At 38.7% G+C, this 15,799-nt stretch carries 14 protein-coding genes, 1 pseudogene and 1 riboswitch; of the genes and pseudogenes, 9 read left to right on the forward strand and 6 right to left on the reverse strand.

Annotated elements, in window-relative coordinates; translation table 11 throughout:
* Positions 1-187 precede the first annotated feature (187 nt).
* A complete protein-coding gene (locus ACFSGI_RS19655; RefSeq protein ID WP_204825905.1) occupies positions 188-1,633 on the forward strand; it encodes a DEAD/DEAH box helicase in 1,446 nt (481 codons plus the stop codon).
* A gap of 174 nt (positions 1,634-1,807) precedes the next feature.
* On the opposite strand, the pseudogene ACFSGI_RS19660 reads toward ACFSGI_RS19655, so the two are convergent.
* Positions 1,808-2,254: pseudogene (locus ACFSGI_RS19660) on the reverse strand (Rpn family recombination-promoting nuclease/putative transposase); the annotation flags it as partial.
* 210 nt (positions 2,255-2,464) lie between these two features.
* Between ACFSGI_RS19660 and ACFSGI_RS19665 the strand changes: the two are divergent.
* Together ACFSGI_RS19665 and ACFSGI_RS19670 are read left to right on the forward strand one after the other, a co-directional pair.
* Positions 2,465-3,565: a metallophosphoesterase gene (locus tag ACFSGI_RS19665; protein ID WP_379284432.1), complete on the forward strand. Its 1,101-nt coding sequence runs from the start codon at positions 2,465-2,467 to the stop codon at positions 3,563-3,565.
* 265 nt (positions 3,566-3,830) lie between these two features.
* Positions 3,831-4,802: a pectate lyase family protein gene (locus ACFSGI_RS19670; RefSeq protein ID WP_204825907.1), complete on the forward strand. Its 972-nt coding sequence runs from the start codon at positions 3,831-3,833 to the stop codon at positions 4,800-4,802.
* Positions 4,803-4,905: 103 nt separating this feature from the next.
* On the opposite strand, the gene ACFSGI_RS19675 is transcribed toward ACFSGI_RS19670, so the two are convergent.
* The 5 genes from ACFSGI_RS19675 to ACFSGI_RS19695 form a co-directional block, all read right to left on the reverse strand.
* Complete coding sequence (locus ACFSGI_RS19675; protein ID WP_204825908.1) at positions 4,906-6,798, reverse strand: ABC transporter permease; 1,893 nt, start codon at positions 6,796-6,798, stop codon at positions 4,906-4,908.
* Positions 6,773-7,537: an ABC transporter ATP-binding protein gene (locus ACFSGI_RS19680; protein WP_204825909.1), complete on the reverse strand. Its 765-nt coding sequence runs from the start codon at positions 7,535-7,537 to the stop codon at positions 6,773-6,775. The genes ACFSGI_RS19675 and ACFSGI_RS19680 overlap by 26 nt, the downstream gene beginning before the upstream one ends.
* Before the next feature lie 102 nt (positions 7,538-7,639).
* On the reverse strand, positions 7,640-8,635 hold the full coding sequence (locus tag ACFSGI_RS19685) for a sensor histidine kinase (protein ID WP_204825910.1): 996 nt from the start codon (positions 8,633-8,635) through the stop codon (positions 7,640-7,642).
* Positions 8,632-9,339 carry a response regulator transcription factor gene (locus tag ACFSGI_RS19690; RefSeq protein WP_204825911.1) on the reverse strand — a complete coding sequence of 236 codons (708 nt, stop codon included), beginning with the start codon at positions 9,337-9,339 and terminating at the stop codon, positions 8,632-8,634. The genes ACFSGI_RS19685 and ACFSGI_RS19690 overlap by 4 nt, the downstream gene beginning before the upstream one ends.
* Positions 9,340-9,527: 188 nt before the next feature.
* Positions 9,528-9,914 (reverse strand): YxeA family protein, encoded by a 387-nt coding sequence (locus tag ACFSGI_RS19695; protein WP_204825912.1) that lies wholly within the window; start codon positions 9,912-9,914, stop codon positions 9,528-9,530.
* 165 nt (positions 9,915-10,079) lie between these two features.
* Here ACFSGI_RS19695 and ACFSGI_RS19700 point away from each other — a divergent pair, with 165 nt between their 5' ends.
* The 6 genes from ACFSGI_RS19700 (at position 10,080) to ACFSGI_RS19725 (ending at position 15,697) form a co-directional block, all read left to right on the forward strand.
* The gene (locus ACFSGI_RS19700; RefSeq protein WP_379284146.1) at positions 10,080-11,111 is read left to right on the forward strand and encodes a YdcF family protein; all 1,032 of its coding nucleotides are present in this window, start codon (positions 10,080-10,082) and stop codon (positions 11,109-11,111) included.
* A gap of 73 nt (positions 11,112-11,184) precedes the next feature.
* Positions 11,185-11,547, forward strand: a complete 363-nt coding sequence (locus tag ACFSGI_RS19705; RefSeq protein WP_379284148.1) for a hypothetical protein — start codon at positions 11,185-11,187, stop codon at positions 11,545-11,547.
* A 123-nt stretch (positions 11,548-11,670) separates the two neighbouring features.
* Positions 11,671-11,774: riboswitch (purine riboswitch) on the forward strand.
* A 183-nt stretch (positions 11,775-11,957) separates the two neighbouring features.
* On the forward strand, positions 11,958-12,590 hold the full coding sequence (locus ACFSGI_RS19710) for a xanthine phosphoribosyltransferase (protein WP_204825913.1): 633 nt from the start codon (positions 11,958-11,960) through the stop codon (positions 12,588-12,590).
* Positions 12,584-13,945: a nucleobase:cation symporter-2 family protein gene (locus ACFSGI_RS19715; protein WP_204825914.1), complete on the forward strand. Its 1,362-nt coding sequence runs from the start codon at positions 12,584-12,586 to the stop codon at positions 13,943-13,945. The genes ACFSGI_RS19710 and ACFSGI_RS19715 overlap by 7 nt, the downstream gene beginning before the upstream one ends.
* A 179-nt stretch (positions 13,946-14,124) precedes the next feature.
* Positions 14,125-15,057, forward strand: a complete 933-nt coding sequence (locus ACFSGI_RS19720; RefSeq protein WP_204825915.1) for a helix-turn-helix transcriptional regulator — start codon at positions 14,125-14,127, stop codon at positions 15,055-15,057.
* A 94-nt stretch (positions 15,058-15,151) separates the two neighbouring features.
* On the forward strand, positions 15,152-15,697 hold the full coding sequence (locus tag ACFSGI_RS19725; RefSeq protein WP_204825916.1) for a DinB family protein: 546 nt from the start codon (positions 15,152-15,154) through the stop codon (positions 15,695-15,697).
* The last annotated feature ends 102 nt before the right edge of the window (positions 15,698-15,799 follow it).

Raw genomic sequence — 15,799 nt, forward strand, 5'->3', positions numbered from 1 at the left:
TCTTTTTTTGCTATTTTCTCAAATGTTATCTACCAATATAGCGTATACTGAATAGAGTGAGTAAAAAGTGTATATGATCAGGGCAAGCGATCGATTGGTGTTATGGTTGAAGTCATTTTATGTTCATTATTCAGCATGCTTAATGAAATGAAAGAGCATGTTAATTTATAAAAAGAAGAGGTATTTCATGAGTCAGTCTAATTTTCAAGAGTATGAATTAAGTGAAGATATTTTAAAAGCATTACAACAACTGGGCTATACACAGCCTACTGAAGTACAGCAAAAGGTCATTCCTGTCGCACTAGAGCGCCAAGATTTGGTCGTGAAATCACAGACAGGTAGTGGTAAAACGGCTGCATTTGGTATTCCGTTGTGCGAATTAGTCGATTGGAACGAAAATAAACCACAAGCGTTAGTTCTCACCCCTACACGCGAACTGGCTGCACAGGTCAAAGAAGACATTACCAATATCGGACGCTTTAAGCGGATCAAAGCAACGGCAGTCTACGGCAAGCAACCTTACGCCAAGCAGACACTTGAGTTAAAACAGAAAAGCCATGTCGTTGTCGGTACACCGGGACGCGTGTTGGATCATATTCAGCGTGGTACGTTAGCTTTGGAAAAAATAGAATTTCTTATTATCGATGAAGCGGATGAAATGTTAAATATGGGTTTTATAGAACAGGTTGAAAATATTATCAAAGCATTACCGAAAGAGCGCACTACTTTACTTTTCTCGGCGACATTACCACAAGATATCGAACGTCTATGCCATCGTCATATGCGTCAGCCTGAGCATATAGAGATTCAAGCGACAGGGCTAACAACAGCAACGATTGAGCATGCGCTGTATGAAGTCAAAGATGCAGACAAATTTAATTTATTGCAAGATATTACGGTTGTTGAGAATCCAGATAGCTGTATTATTTTCTGCCGTACTCAAGATAATGTAAATATGGTTAGTGAACGGTTAACAGCTAACGATTACACCTGTGCGAAAATTCATGGTGGCATGTTACAAGAAGATCGCTTTGCAGTGATGGAAGATTTCAAACGCGGGCAATTCCGTTATCTGGTCGCAACCGATGTCGCTGCTCGTGGAATCGATATCGACAATATTACGCATGTAATCAATTACGACCTACCGCTGGAAAAAGAAAGCTATGTGCATCGTACGGGACGAACAGGACGTGCAGGCAAAAGCGGTCTAGCCATCACATTTGTGACTCCTTTTGAAGATAAATTTTTGCGTGAAATTCAAGATTATATCGGGTTTGCAATTCCGCACAAAGAAGCACCTGAAGCTGTAGAAGTGGATCGTGCGCGTGAAGCATTTGAAGGTAAAATGGGAATTCGTGCTGAACGCAAACCTGCTAAAAGTGAGCAACTGAACAAAGAAATCATGAAGTTGTATTTTAACGGTGGCAAAAAGAAAAAATTACGTGCAGTAGACTTTGTAGGCACGATTGCTCGTATCGAAGGCGTAACGGCCGAAGATATTGGAATTATTACGATTCAAGACAATGTGACCTATGTAGAGATTCTAAATGGCAAAGGCCCTCATGTATTGAAAGTGATGAAAGATACGACGGTTAAGGGCAAATTACTCAAAGTGCATAAAGCGTTGAAATAAAGGTAAGCCCTAGCGTAATCGTAATGCGTATGAGCGATCATCAATACCATAATGTCTTGTCGTTGCAAAGATGATCTAAATATAAAAAAAGAGCCTATCTTGCTGATAGGCTCTTACTTGTATTACGAATCTGAAGCAACATCATAGAGAACAATACGGATTTGAATTCTAGACTCAGGATAGGGAACGAATATCTTCTGGAGATAAACCGGTTGCTTTGGCAATAATCTCAATATCTAATCCAAGAGAAAGCATATTACGTGCCGTTTCTAACAGTGTTTGATGTTTCCCTTGTTCGATTCCTTTTTGAAAACCAGCTTCAACGCCACGACGCTCGCCTTCTGCCATTGCAGAATCGACAAGTGAAGCTTCGTCATGCAGAAATTTCTGACGGGCTTCATAACGCATACGTGCTTCGCGATCCTGACTCAAGAATTCAAGAGTAGTCATTGCTTTTTTTAATTCAGGTTCATTCATAGCTAGCACCTCCCAATGCGATGGATCAGTACCTTTAAGAAATAATAACCAATTCACTAATGGACTGCCTTCTAGTGGAGTAGGCATCTGCTCTAACTTGGGCAGTTTAAGAAAGTGAATTTCAATATCGTCTAGTAATGAAATATGTAATTACATTTATTATAACGTAATTACATATTTTTTATAAAGCGTTTTTACTGTATATAACTCGTATTTACGTATCTCAAAAGCAAAAAAATAAATTATACGTATCTGATTTGGTTCATGATTGTATATCGTATATACTTATATAGAGATAGTTACAAGCAAAAAGTAATCATTATACAACAGAGATAGGAGTCAACCTACTTGTTAATGGGAATCATTATTTTTATTGTTTATAATCTCATTTTGCTGTATATGGGATGGAATGGTTGGGTATGGTTTGGACAGATTTTGCCAGACCATCATTTTGTGAGATACATTTTTGTAGGGGTATTGATTGTATTGGCGTATTCGTTCTTTTTGAATTTCTGGGTACGTGAAAGTGTTTCGATTAAAATTATTAGTGCTGTGTGGTTTATGGTGTTATATATTTTGATATTGTGGTTACCAGTCATGAATTTGGGTGTTCTCATTACTCGCTTTACGTCACTATCTCAACATCTGGTGATTGTATGGGCGGGATGGACTACACTGCTTGTATTTGTCATTGTAGCGACTATAGGAATGTTCAATGCGTATAGTCCGGTGGTACGCAATTATGATATTACGATCGATAAGCCAGTCACAGGCAAGTCTGATATGAAAGTAGTCATGGTATCCGATACCCATTTTGGCGTATTATCCAATGAATCGCATGCTAGACGAATGGTGAAAATGATCAATGAATTAAAACCCGATCTGGTACTTTTTCCAGGGGATGTGATCGATGATAATCTGCCGTACTTTGTGAAAACGAATATTCCGCAGATTCTCAAAGGGATCGAAGCCCCTGTGTACACATCTCTTGGGAATCATGATCGTTTTGAAAAAGGAATTAATCTGATTCAGGTGTTAGATGATAGCGATCTGAATATTCTTTATGATGAATCGACAGTGCTCGATAACGGCATTACACTGGTCGGTCGTCAAGATTACAGCGATCGCCCACGCGCAGAATTAGCGAAATTATTAGAATCGGTCGATCACTCCAAGCCGATTATTGTGATGGATCATCAACCGTACGAATTAGATGTCGAGCAGAAATTAGGAACCGATCTTGTCGTCTCCGGTCATACGCATCGAGGGCAGGTTGCTCCGGCACATTTGATCACCAAACGTATTTATGAGAATGATTGGGGCTATTTGCAAAAAGGGCAACTGCATTCGATCGTATCGTCAGGCTACGGATTCTGGGGAACACCGATGCGAATAGGTACACGTTCAGAGATCGTGGAGATCAATATTTCATTTCAACCACAAAGCGAATCATAACTTGTAAGCCATTATAAGCTGTGGTATTTGAAGGTAGCTCTATTCAAAAAGAAGCACACACTCTGTCTACATAAGAGTGTGTGCTTCTTTTATTTTTGTTCGGTTTCTTACTATCACTAAAATGTAAACGTTAACATTAAAGGATCGATACTAAATTTATATTTCATTATTATCATATTCTTTATTTTTATATGGTAATTATTTACAAATAAAATTATGCTGATGCCAGGTTGTTATCTTACATTTGAAAGGTGGAATATCGTTTATGAAAGTATGGAACAAGAAATCAATGATGGCACTTTGTCTTGGCGTGGTTACTTCTTTGGCTTTAATGGCTCCTGCTTCAGCAGCACCTGATTTTGCTATCAAAGGATATGCAACAGTAAGCGGATCAACGACAGGTGGTACAGGAGGAACAACAGTTACAGTAAGTGATCTAGCTTCGCTAAAAAATTATGGTACCGCATCAGGTAAATATATTATCAAAGTAAATGGCGTGATTAATCTGAGCGGACAAGTCGATATTACGTCCAACAAAACAGTCGTCGGTGTAGGCAAAAATTCAGGCTTAACCGGTGGCGGCTTACGTGTGAAGAACTCTAGCAATGTCATTATCCAAAACTTAAATATTTCCAAAGCTACCGGAACCGATGCTATTACGGTACAAGCTTCTAATCATGTATGGGTAGATCATAATGATCTATCGAGCGATCTGTCTCATGACAAAGATTATTATGATGGATTATTAGATATTTCTCATGGATCAGATTATGTAACAGCTTCCTGGAACAAATTCCATGATCATTTCAAAACATCGCTTGTTGGACATAGTGATAACAATGCCAGCGAAGACACAGGTAAATTCCATGTAACGTATCATCATAATTCGTTTGTAAATACCAATTCTCGCTTACCTTCTTTACGTTTTGGAACAGGGCATATCTACAACAACTATTATGAAAATGCAGAAACAGGTGTCAATTCACGTATCGGTGCTCAAGTACTGGTAGAAGGCAATTACTTTAACAATGTCAAAACTCCGATTATGACGACCAAAACAAAAGGAATCGACGGATATGTAGTAGAGCGCAACAATGTATATGTCAGCAGTGGCGCGAATACGATTGGACAAGTCGGAAGCTTAACAAGTGTACCTTACACATATAATCTCGACAGTGCTAATACATTACAATCGACGATTGCTCAATATGGCGGTACAGGTGTAGTAAACCCGTAATCATGATGTATATCATCTGAAATGAAAAGATATCACAAAGCCAAAAGCTTCCTGTTCACACTACAAAGAATTGTAGATAAACAGGAAGCTTTTTTATTGCTTATTAACGCAAAGCTGATTTTACTTGTCCGATATAAAAGTGACGTACAATAAAGAAATAAATCATCTGGATTAGTAAAAATATACCTAATACAATGCTGGATTCTTTAAATAATAAAAATCGGAACATATTAGACAGGGTAGTCAAAGCTATAGCTCCATGAATTAGAGCCACAACAATAGGAGCGAAGAATAGCAATGCGATCTGCCAATTTAATACTTTATTTAGTTCTTTGGTAGTTAACCCTAATTTAGAGATCGCTTTGAACTTCTGCTTATCTTCTTCCAGATCACTGTATAGGCGGAAGTACAAGAAGCTTCCGGCAGAGACAAAAAATACAATGCCGATAAATAAACCCATAAAGAGCGGTAATCCAAATTCTTGTTTTTGGCTATATAGTTCATAATCTTTAGCAAAAAAGATGTAATTCTCTTGATGAGGTTTGACCGATTGTTGAATGTCTTTAGCTAATTGAATAGAAATAGAAGAATCTATCGTTCCATTCCACACATCTATTTGGTCGGTTGTTTTGGGGTGTTGCAGTTTTCCATAAAATAGATCAGGTACAACGATATATTCACTTAACGTTGGAATCACTTGCGAGAACGTAGCTTGAGAAGAAGTTTGAATCGACAGCCCTTTTTCTAAAGTGATCTTTTGGTTGATTAGCTTATCTTCAGAACGTTCTCTAGTTGTCGATGTTTTTCGAACAGCCGCTTGTTGATCCGGTAACGTTATAATAGGCTCGCCTGCTAGAGTAGCGAACCGATTATAATCGGATAAACGAACCACACTAACTCTATTGTTAGACTCAGGAATGTTATAACGTAATACTTGTACATCAGCAGGTGTAAGGTCGATAGCGTATTTTTTCAACGTATCGTTAATATACTGAATATTTTGTGCTCGTTTAGTGTCTTTGGCCATAGACAAATAAGTGATCGGATAAGCACTATACGATGTTGTGTTAGCGATGATTACAGATTGTAAGCCATATAATGTACCAATAGCACAGAATGAGACGGTCGACACAATCGCGACAAGGAAAAAAGTACGAGCATTGTCTTTCATTCGATAAGCGAGATCAGACAGTAATAACATATTGGTTTTGTACCAGAAAAAAGATTTGCGTGCTTTGAGGCGATGAATAATATATACACTCAATTGTGTAAATAACAGATATGTTCCGATACTTACCATAATAATAATCGGCACTAATAAATAAATCGCCTGATCCCCCGAGACACTTAACGAGATGATGTAACTGCTCCCAATCAGAAGGATTACAATGAGTGATAACCAGATCGATGCTTTAGGTTCTTTTTTAGCTGTCCGATTGCTTTTGATTAATGTAATTAATTTGCGCTGACGTAGAATAGCTGTGATAAATAAAGAGATCAAAACAAACAGAATCATAAATGAAATAAAAGTGATGATTATGGCTTGCAGAGGGAAATAAAAAGATAATTTTTCATCTAATACGATTATTCGTTCACCTATCAGTAAAATTAATTTGGCAAACACAAGCCCTAGTCCAATTCCACCCAAAGTTGAAGCAAATCCAATAATCATATTTTCTAAAAAAACCATCTGGCGTAATTGTCCTGTAGACATTCCTTGCATCAACAATAATCCAAATTCTTTTTGCCTTGATCGCAAAAACGAACTCATCGAATACAGTACAAAAAAGAATGAAAATACATAGATTATCCATTTGGCAGTAGATAATGCAGTCGCTGCATTTTGATTAATTTCATTACTATGTAATGCAGGATGATAAGCAAAGATTGAAAAGGTGAAAAAGACCATAACAGTAAACATACTGCTCAAAAAATAAGCGGCATACAAGCGCTTATTACGGGCGACATTGTTATACGCGAATTGACGAAATGTCATTAGCGTGACCCCCTAGCAGTGACAAGGTATCAATAATCTTTTGGAAAAAAGTCTGGCGATGTTCGCCACGATGAATCTCAGTATACAATTTGCCATCTCGTATAAAAATAACACGCTGACAGTAACTAGCTGCCAAAGCATCATGAGTAACCAGCATCATCGTTGTCTGTTGCTCTTGATTGATCTTTTCCAGTAGTTCCATCACATCACGAGCAGACTTGGAATCTAGGTTCCCCGTAGGTTCGTCAGCCAGTAAAAGATGCGGATTATGAATCATTGCGCGTGCAACAGCAGCACGTTGAGCTTGTCCACCTGAGATTTCATACGTGCGTTTGTTCATAATAGCGGAGATACCTAATTTTTCGGCGATCGCTGCTGCTTTGTTTTTCATTTCCCTAACTTTAGCACCGTCGAGTGTAAGTGGTAGAACAATATTTTCTTCGATAGTTAATGTATGCAATAGATTGAAGTCTTGAAATACAAATCCCAGTTCACGTCTTCGAAACTTGGCTAGTTCATTTTTGTTCAATCGATTAACATTACGGTTATGGATCAAAATTTCTCCATTTGTTGGTTCATCGATGGTAGCAATCATATTCAGTAAAGTAGTTTTACCACTTCCTGAAGGCCCCATAATTCCGACAAATTCACCATCTTCTATCGTAAATTGAATATTAGAGAGCGCTTGATACGCTATTTTGCCTTCGTATATTTTGCTGACTTGATTGACTTCTAGCATGTTAATCTTCCTCCTCGGTGATTGATTATATACGTTTAGTATAGATAGAACATGGAAGAGGAACTATCGATTTCTCTTTCAATCACCTTACAGCGATGTAAGCTAGTCTTTACGTTGATAAGATGGGAAGATAATACGTACGGTCGTCCCTATCCCTACAGTCGATTCTAGCTCTAACTGATGATCCAGACGTTGAGCCGCTTCACGAGTCAAATATAACCCCATTCCTGTTGATTCACGAAACCGTCGTCCATTTTCGCCAGTAAAAAAAGGTTCGAATACGCGTTTGATATCAGAAGCAGGGATACCGACACCTTGATCTTGTACTTCTACAACAGCTTGATGATGTTGAGTATAGGAAGAAATGATTACTTTATGATGAGTATGGGCAGAATATTTGACAGCATTAATAACCAGTTGAGACAACATAAAAAATAGCCATTTTGGATCGGACTCTGTCCATAGATTGCCATCTTTGATCTGCACATCAGGATAGACTTGATTATGAATAAATAAACGCCTATGCTCTTGTACTACTTCGTGAATCACTTCGGATAAAGAGATCATTCGAATATGGAAATCCTGTTCAAATGTTCGTAATCTCGCCATATACAAAATCGTATTTAACCCTGAACTCATTCGTTCTAATTCTTCGCGAATACTGGCAAATTCAGGTTCATCGATATCCTGTACTGTCAGTTCGATGACTGATAAAGGTGTTTTCATCTGATGTACCCACTGATTCATAAATGTTAAATGTTCTTGCTGTTGCTGTTGGATTGCAGCAAGCTGTTGCTGGTAATGACGATACTGCTGACGCAACAATCGCTCTAACGCTTCTGCAACAGGTGCTTGATCCAATCGTTGTATCGATTCATCTAACGATCGTAAAGGTTCTTGTAGTCGGCGGTAATATTGACGACGACTGTAATACTGGTATCCCAAATACCCGCTTAACAAAAACAAACCTAACATAATCGAATATAACGCAGGCCCTGTATGTCGATATCCATCTAACCAGTAAATGCACATCACAGCACTAAATTGAACAATTTGAATCACGATCAACAACAGATGTTCTTTGAGAAAAAGCTTCATAATGCAGTATCCTCACTCCATGAGACATGTAGACGATACCCGATACCTCGTACCGTTTCTAAAGCGTCTATTAATCCGAGGTCTAGAAATTTTTTGCGTACACGGGTGATATTGACATTCAGTGTATTTTCATCGACATAGGTCTGGTCATCCCATAGCTTTTCAAGTAATGCTTCCCGGCTAGCGACACGTGGATATCGTTCGATCAGACTTTCAATAATATCGGCTTCTTTTTTCGTTAATAATACGCTCTGATTGTTGTAATGTAGTTCAAGCCGTTCCGGGTATAAGGACAGCCCTTCTTTGTGCCAAATCAATTCTTCATGCTTAGACGCATATTCACCATACGCACGCCTTAAATGGCTGCGAATCTTCGCCATGACGATGCCATAGTCAAATGGCTTGGTAATATAGTCGTCGGCTCCATTTTCAAGTGCCATGATCTGATCCATTTCACCTGCACGCGCCGAAATAAAGATCACCGGACAGATCGAATGTGCACGAATCTGTCTGCACCAGTAATATCCATCATAGCTAGGAAGATTCACATCCAGCAGAACCAGATCAGGTTGCTCTTGTTGAAATTGTTGTAGCACATGTTCGAAGTCTGTGGTTACAATAACATGGTAGCCATATTTCACAATATACGATTGTAGTAACTCAGCAATCTTACGATCATCTTCCACAATCAAAATGGTCTGCATATTTATTTGCTCCTTACATTAATGTTCTAATTTGTTTTTCATATCACAAAGAACTCTATTCTGTTCCATGTTATCGCAAATAGAAGCAGAAAGAGAGTCCTTTTTTTGGTGATATAGAGTATTGAAATCTCAGGTGGTTAAAATATATTTGAAGTATTTATCGGGTAGTTGTTGTATTAAATTTACTATTAACGATGTAGATGTTTCTGTGCCAAAGCTGGAATCTGTGGATAGGAGATTTCCTGATAAGATAGCACTTCTTTATTTTTGAGGATCAATTGTAGATAAGCACCTTCACGTAATGGATGTAAACCGAAAAATGTAATCGTTTGAGCGTTTCCTTTGTCATCCCATGCGGGTAATGTGTATTCGGTAGTGCTCTCTGATGAAGAATCGTTGGTAGAATATGAGTGATGAATCTGTACATAATAATGTTGCTTAGGTATCAACGGGTTGAGCTTGGCAAGATCACGTTCAGTTAATTGACTGGCTAATGTGATCACAAGCAATATAAAGATTGTAAGTACAAATAGTAAAAGCTTGGTTCCGTTACGCATCATCATGGTTCCTTTCATAAAGCGATCTTACGATCTACTTTACTAACCAACTAGCTATGGAGACTATCGATTTGGCTTACGTCTACCTTACAGCATTGTAAGTTGATTTATCGTACACAATCGATATGCTAAAAAAGAAGTTTGAATGATAGAAATGGAACATAGACAACAGGAGGAAGATACGTGATTTATATATACAGTTTGACTGTTTTTTTTCTTATCTTGTTCGTTATCAATTACGCAATCGATCAGCGGCGGGTACGAAATGGAGTCTTTCTGACGATTGGAATTGTATTCCTCTTATTCAGTTCGATTGTGTATGCAATTAGTAATCTGGATGGAGTTATTCCATACATCGGGCTATTATTGGTACTTATTTTATTATTACTTGCTCCTGTCATGTTATTAGTGATCGGGATTGCACTGATTTACAATGGACGTACGTTATTATCCAAAGAAGGCTGGAAAATCCCTAACTTGCTATCTTTACTTGCAGGTATAGGGATAGCCACGTTACCTGTGATTACGTTTCTTATGCCTTCAGTCGGTATTTTGCAACCTGTTATTATTTTTATCCAGTTATGCTTTGTGTATTATGGATTTTTATTTATTTGTTATCTGGTATCCTCGACGTTGTACAACCTCAACCGAGTCAAGCTCAATCAAGATTTTATTATTATTTTGGGCAGTGGATTGATAAAAGATCGTGTTCCCCCACTATTAGCAAGTCGTATCGATCGCGCAATTACGTTTTATTATCGGCAACAAAAATTACAAACACCACCTCGATTTGTCGCTTCTGGTGGACAGGGTAGTGATGAGACTGTTGCTGAAGCTGAAGCGATACGCAATTATCTACGATCCAAAGGAATCCCTAATGATCAGATCATTGTCGAAAATCAATCGGTGAATACACTACAAAATATGCAATTTTCCAAACAAAAAATGGATGCGCTGATGGCAGGTAAGCCATATTCCTGTATATTTGTAACAAACAATTTCCATTTATTCCGCGCGGGAATTTATGCACGAGAAGCAGGAATAACAGGTGATGGGGTCGGTTCGCGTACAGCATTTTACTATTTACCAAATGCTTTTATCCGCGAATATATAGCTATTTTAGTAATGTACAGAAAAGTACATGTGATGATGACCGCACTGATTTTACTAACAGTAGTCGGGCTGAGTCTGCTGAATATTAATTTAGTACGGTAAAATAGGTGGATGAAATTTGTATAGCTGCACTAAGGAGGAAAGCAAATTGATATACTTTTATTACATTTGGATGATGGCATCTGCTATTCTTTCTTCCTACGCAGTAATCGTTTATTGGCCAAGTAGTTCTTGGCAAGATGAATTTTTACTGTTTAACAGTCTCGCGACAGTGATTATATTTATGCCTGCATTCTATATCTTATTTTTTTCTATACTATTACAAGTAATCTTATATTTTAATTCGTATCAAAAAAGAGTGAAAATGTATATTGGTATTGCATATATTTTTAACTTTATAGTAATGATGATTATCGCAGGATATAAAGAATACGTTGTTTCTGGTATATTTATTGTTTTTATAGCTTCTACTATTGGGTTAGCTCATTTGTTTATCTCTGTTCTATTGAATCCTATATTAAAGCAGAGAATAATTTGAAAAAATAATTTGTAGAAGTAAAATACGTTATAAAAGAATGTCTTCTTATGAAAATGTGAAAATTATTCTTGAAACGTTACATGAATACGTGTAGTATACATATATAATTTTATACAGATTGTGCGGGAAATCGACAATCGACCTCATATAATATTGGGAATATGGCCCAAAAGTTTCTACCGGATCACCACTGTAATGATCTGACTATGAGTGAAGCATGTATTTGAGCATAGCAATAGTATTCGCTTTGGATCAATACATCCATTGTTATGCAGATCGTATTTTTATAATTGGACATGATGATTATAGATGATCGATACAGACAGACTTCACTTGAGCGTAATTACTCAAGGAGGTCTGTCTTTTTTTATTTCCCAAATCGCATCGTTATTTTAAAGGAGAGAAATTATATGAAGGCATTGCAAGAACGTATTCGTCAGGAAGGGCAGATTTTGTCCGAAAAAGTATTGAAAGTGGATTCATTTCTGAATCATCAGGTGGATACTGGGCTGGCCGTCGAGATTGGCAAAGAATTTGCCCGACTTTTCGCCCATGAGAAGATCACCAAAGTATTAACAATTGAAGCAAGCGGAATCCAATTTGCGATGGCAACCGGAATCGCTTTGGGTGTACCTTTTGTATATGCGAAAAAGAAAAAAGCAATTACGCAAGGTGATGTGGTCTACGCGGCATCTGTACATTCTTTTACCAAGCAAGAAACGTATCAAGTCACGATTGTCCAAAGTTATCTGAATAAAGAAGACCGTATCTTAATCGTCGATGATTTTTTAGCGACAGGAGCGGCGCTGGTGGGTCTAGCAGATATTGTAGAAGCTTCAGGAGCAACACTGGTTGGCGTAGGATGTGTGATCGAGAAGACCTTTCAGGAGGGACGCGGATTACTGGAAGAACGCCAGATTCCGATTCAATCATTAGCACGTATTTCATCGATGTCTCCAGGGCATGTTGATTTTATTGAAGAGACACCATTGATTCCTTCTCTGGTGACAGTAGCCTCTGGAAATGAGGATTCTCTATGTTAAGCAGACGCAAAATATTTACATTAGGGCTTCAGCATGTCATGGCAATGTACGCAGGAGCGATTGCTGTACCGCTGATTGTGGGTGGAGCACTTCATCTGACTGCTGAACAAATGGCTTATCTGATTGCCGCTGATTTGTTTACCTGCGGGATTGCTACATTATTGCAAGTGCTGGGAACACGTTATTTCGGTAGTGGGTTGCCGGTTGTACTGGGATGTACGTTTACTGCTGTAGGGCCGATTATTGCGATTGCTTCAACTTCTAATCTCGCCACCGCCTATGGAGCAATTATTTTATCTGGACTATTTGTTGTTCTGATCGCTCCTCTGTATGGACGATTGCTTCGCTTTTTCCCGAAAATCGTAACCGGTTCAGTCGTAACGATTATTGGATTGTCTTTGATTCCAGTAGCGATGAACAATGTAGCAGGCGGACAAGGAAGTAGCGATTTTGGCGCACCTCGTAATCTCATGCTGGCACTGATAACATTATTAGTGATTTTATTGGTCAATCGTTTGGCGAAAGGATTTTTGCGGTCGATCTCGGTACTGGTCGGATTAGTTGTAGGGACTGTCGTTGCCTATGGGATGGGATTAGTGCATTTCGGATCAGTAGCAGATGCTTCCTGGGTACGTGTAGCACAGCCTTTTTACTTCGGTATACCGGAATTTAGCTTAACCGCGATTGTTACGATGGTGATTGTTAATATTGTAAGTATGGTCGAATCGACAGGGGTCTATATTGCTGTTGGTAAAGCGATAGAACAGAAAGTGGAGCAAAAGCAGATCGTCAATGGACTTCGCTCTGAAGGTCTGGCAATTATGTTAGGTGGATTTTTCAATGCTTTTCCTTATACCGCTTTCTCTCAAAATGTAGGGCTAATCTCGCTGACAAAAGTCAAAACACGTAATGTGATTTTTGCGGCATCTGGTATTATGATTGTACTTGGTTTATTGCCGAAGTTAGCAGCTCTTACCACTGTGATTCCAAATGCAGTCTTAGGTGGAGCCATGATCGTGATGTTCGGATCGGTAGCCGCCTCTGGTATCTCAATTCTATCTGAAGTGAATCTGCGTAATGATCGTAATCTGATGATTGTAGCATGTAGTATTGCTGTTGGATTAGGTTCAGCGGTATTACCAGATATGTTCGGACAATTGCCAAGCTTTGCCCAGACTTTGTTGCAAAACGGAATTGTGACTGGTTCGATTACAGCCGTCTTGTTAAATATTATTTTATCGCGCAAAGGTGAAATGTTCGACAATCCTGAAGAGGATGAAACGTCAAGTGGTATGGCATCTGATGCTGGAGATAGCACACAAGTGAAAACAGGTATTTCTTCGCCAACAACGTAATTATTGTACACATTCATATCTGCTAAGCCGTTACTGTGAATCATGCAGGAGCGGCTTTTTTTGTGGTATCTAATTCAAGTAAAGGTACAGAAATTAGGAACAGTGAAAAGTTGGTCAAAAAAAGTAAATCACAGTATAGTATCTTTAATAATGATTGTAGAAGCGGATGAGGTGAATCAATGAACAAAACAGAGCGCATGTTAGCGATTGTACTGGAACTTCAGCGCAAATCATGGGTACGTGCCGAAGATTTGGCGACTACGTTTGAAATTAGCGTACGGACGATCTATCGCGATATGCAAGCACTGAGTGAAGCAGGTGTGCCATTACTGGGTTCTCCCGGGCAAGGGTATTCGTTAATGGAAGGGTACTTTTTGCCACCGGTTCATTTTACAGCATCTGAAGCAGTAACATTGTTAATCGGTACCGATTTTGTAGAACAGCAATTCGGACAGCATTATCGCCATAATGCCGAAGTTGCCCGGCGTAAAATCGAATCTATTTTGCCAGATATCGTACGTGAACAATCTGATCCGATGCGTGAAGGTATTCGCTTACTGTCTCAACGAAGAACTCCAGCGACGATAGACGACCGACAATATATTGAACCGATCGGGCAAGCAATTGTCCAAAAACGTAAATTACAATTTGGATATAGTAAACCACATCAATCTGCTATTACACGAACAGTCTGTCCATATGGTCTAGCATTTAATACGAATCACTGGGTACTGGTAGCTTATTGTGAATTACGGCAAGATATTCGCCATTTTCGGCTGTCACGCATCTCTGATCTAGTGGAGTTAGAGCAGAGTTTTGTGTTACCAGAGCATTTTACATTGTCTGAGTACCGTCCACCCGATGATCGGAGAATCGTGATACGTTTACAATTTGAACCTCACATGACAGAACGTATTCAGGAAGTAGGCAACTTTTATATCGAAAAAATAGAAGAAGAACTATCTGCTACGATCGTTACGCTACGTGTACGTCAGGTAGAAGATGTGCTTTTCTGGATACTGAGTTGGGGAGATCAGGTGACTGTGTTAGAACCAGCATCGTTACGATTACAAATGGTCGAAAAAATAAATAATATGTTAAAACGCTACTGACATAATGTTGTCAGTAGCGTTTTTGTATAGTAAATATAAATCAACCGCTCAGATCATAAAGACAGATCGTGAAGCGCCCAAGGAGAAGATATCGATGGATACGAAAAAGATACTGCACCAATTTGAACAGGAAGTGCATCAGTATATTCAGGCGTTGGAACCATATCGTATCGAACAATTAACGTTACAACCAGATGCAGAACAATGGTCACTCGGTCAAATGTACAATCATTTGATTCAATCGGCGCAACAGATGCATCTTGCCAATATCGATACCTGTATTCAGCGTCAGCAAGCAGAAGAAGAGATTACCGAAGTGAACTACAAAACCTATGCAGGGGAAGCGATACTGGAATTAGGCGAGTTCCCACCTATTCGTGTGCAAGTGCCAGCTTCTCCATTTTACACACCGACACAACCTGCTACCAAAGCCGAATTGATAGCAGGATTAGAACAAGTACTTGCACATATGCAGAAAATAGAACCTTTATTAGAAACAGTCGATCCGCAATATACCGTAGCTCATCCCAGATTTGGACACTTAAATGCTCAAGAATGGTTCGCTATTATCGATATGCATTATCGTCATCACTGGCTTCAAAAGAATCGGTTAGATCAATTTCTAGGGATGCCCGTATAATAAATAAACAAAATCGAATAAGCAAAAAACACGACTGTTTATTATCGCAGTCGTGTTTTGTTGTATATCGTACTATTGATGATTGAATCTATAGTTTGCTAG

Source organism: Paenibacillus nicotianae, assembly GCF_042681745.1.
GTDB lineage: Bacteria > Bacillota > Bacilli > Paenibacillales > Paenibacillaceae > Saccharibacillus > Saccharibacillus nicotianae.

Coding starts and splice junctions, on each gene's coding strand:
- ACFSGI_RS19655 (WP_204825905.1), top strand. CDS start 188: ATGAGTCAGTCTAATTTTCAAGAGTATGAATTAAGTGAAGATATTTTA.
- ACFSGI_RS19665 (WP_379284432.1), top strand. CDS start 2,465: ATGGGAATCATTATTTTTATTGTTTATAATCTCATTTTGCTGTATATG.
- ACFSGI_RS19670 (WP_204825907.1), top strand. CDS start 3,831: ATGAAAGTATGGAACAAGAAATCAATGATGGCACTTTGTCTTGGCGTG.
- ACFSGI_RS19675 (WP_204825908.1), bottom strand. CDS start 6,798: ATGACATTTCGTCAATTCGCGTATAACAATGTCGCCCGTAATAAGCGC.
- ACFSGI_RS19680 (WP_204825909.1), bottom strand. CDS start 7,537: ATGCTAGAAGTCAATCAAGTCAGCAAAATATACGAAGGCAAAATAGCG.
- ACFSGI_RS19685 (WP_204825910.1), bottom strand. CDS start 8,635: ATGAAGCTTTTTCTCAAAGAACATCTGTTGTTGATCGTGATTCAAATT.
- ACFSGI_RS19690 (WP_204825911.1), bottom strand. CDS start 9,339: ATGCAGACCATTTTGATTGTGGAAGATGATCGTAAGATTGCTGAGTTA.
- ACFSGI_RS19695 (WP_204825912.1), bottom strand. CDS start 9,914: ATGAAAGGAACCATGATGATGCGTAACGGAACCAAGCTTTTACTATTT.
- ACFSGI_RS19705 (WP_379284148.1), top strand. CDS start 11,185: ATGGCATCTGCTATTCTTTCTTCCTACGCAGTAATCGTTTATTGGCCA.
- ACFSGI_RS19710 (WP_204825913.1), top strand. CDS start 11,958: ATGAAGGCATTGCAAGAACGTATTCGTCAGGAAGGGCAGATTTTGTCC.
- ACFSGI_RS19715 (WP_204825914.1), top strand. CDS start 12,584: ATGTTAAGCAGACGCAAAATATTTACATTAGGGCTTCAGCATGTCATG.
- ACFSGI_RS19720 (WP_204825915.1), top strand. CDS start 14,125: ATGAACAAAACAGAGCGCATGTTAGCGATTGTACTGGAACTTCAGCGC.
- ACFSGI_RS19725 (WP_204825916.1), top strand. CDS start 15,152: ATGGATACGAAAAAGATACTGCACCAATTTGAACAGGAAGTGCATCAG.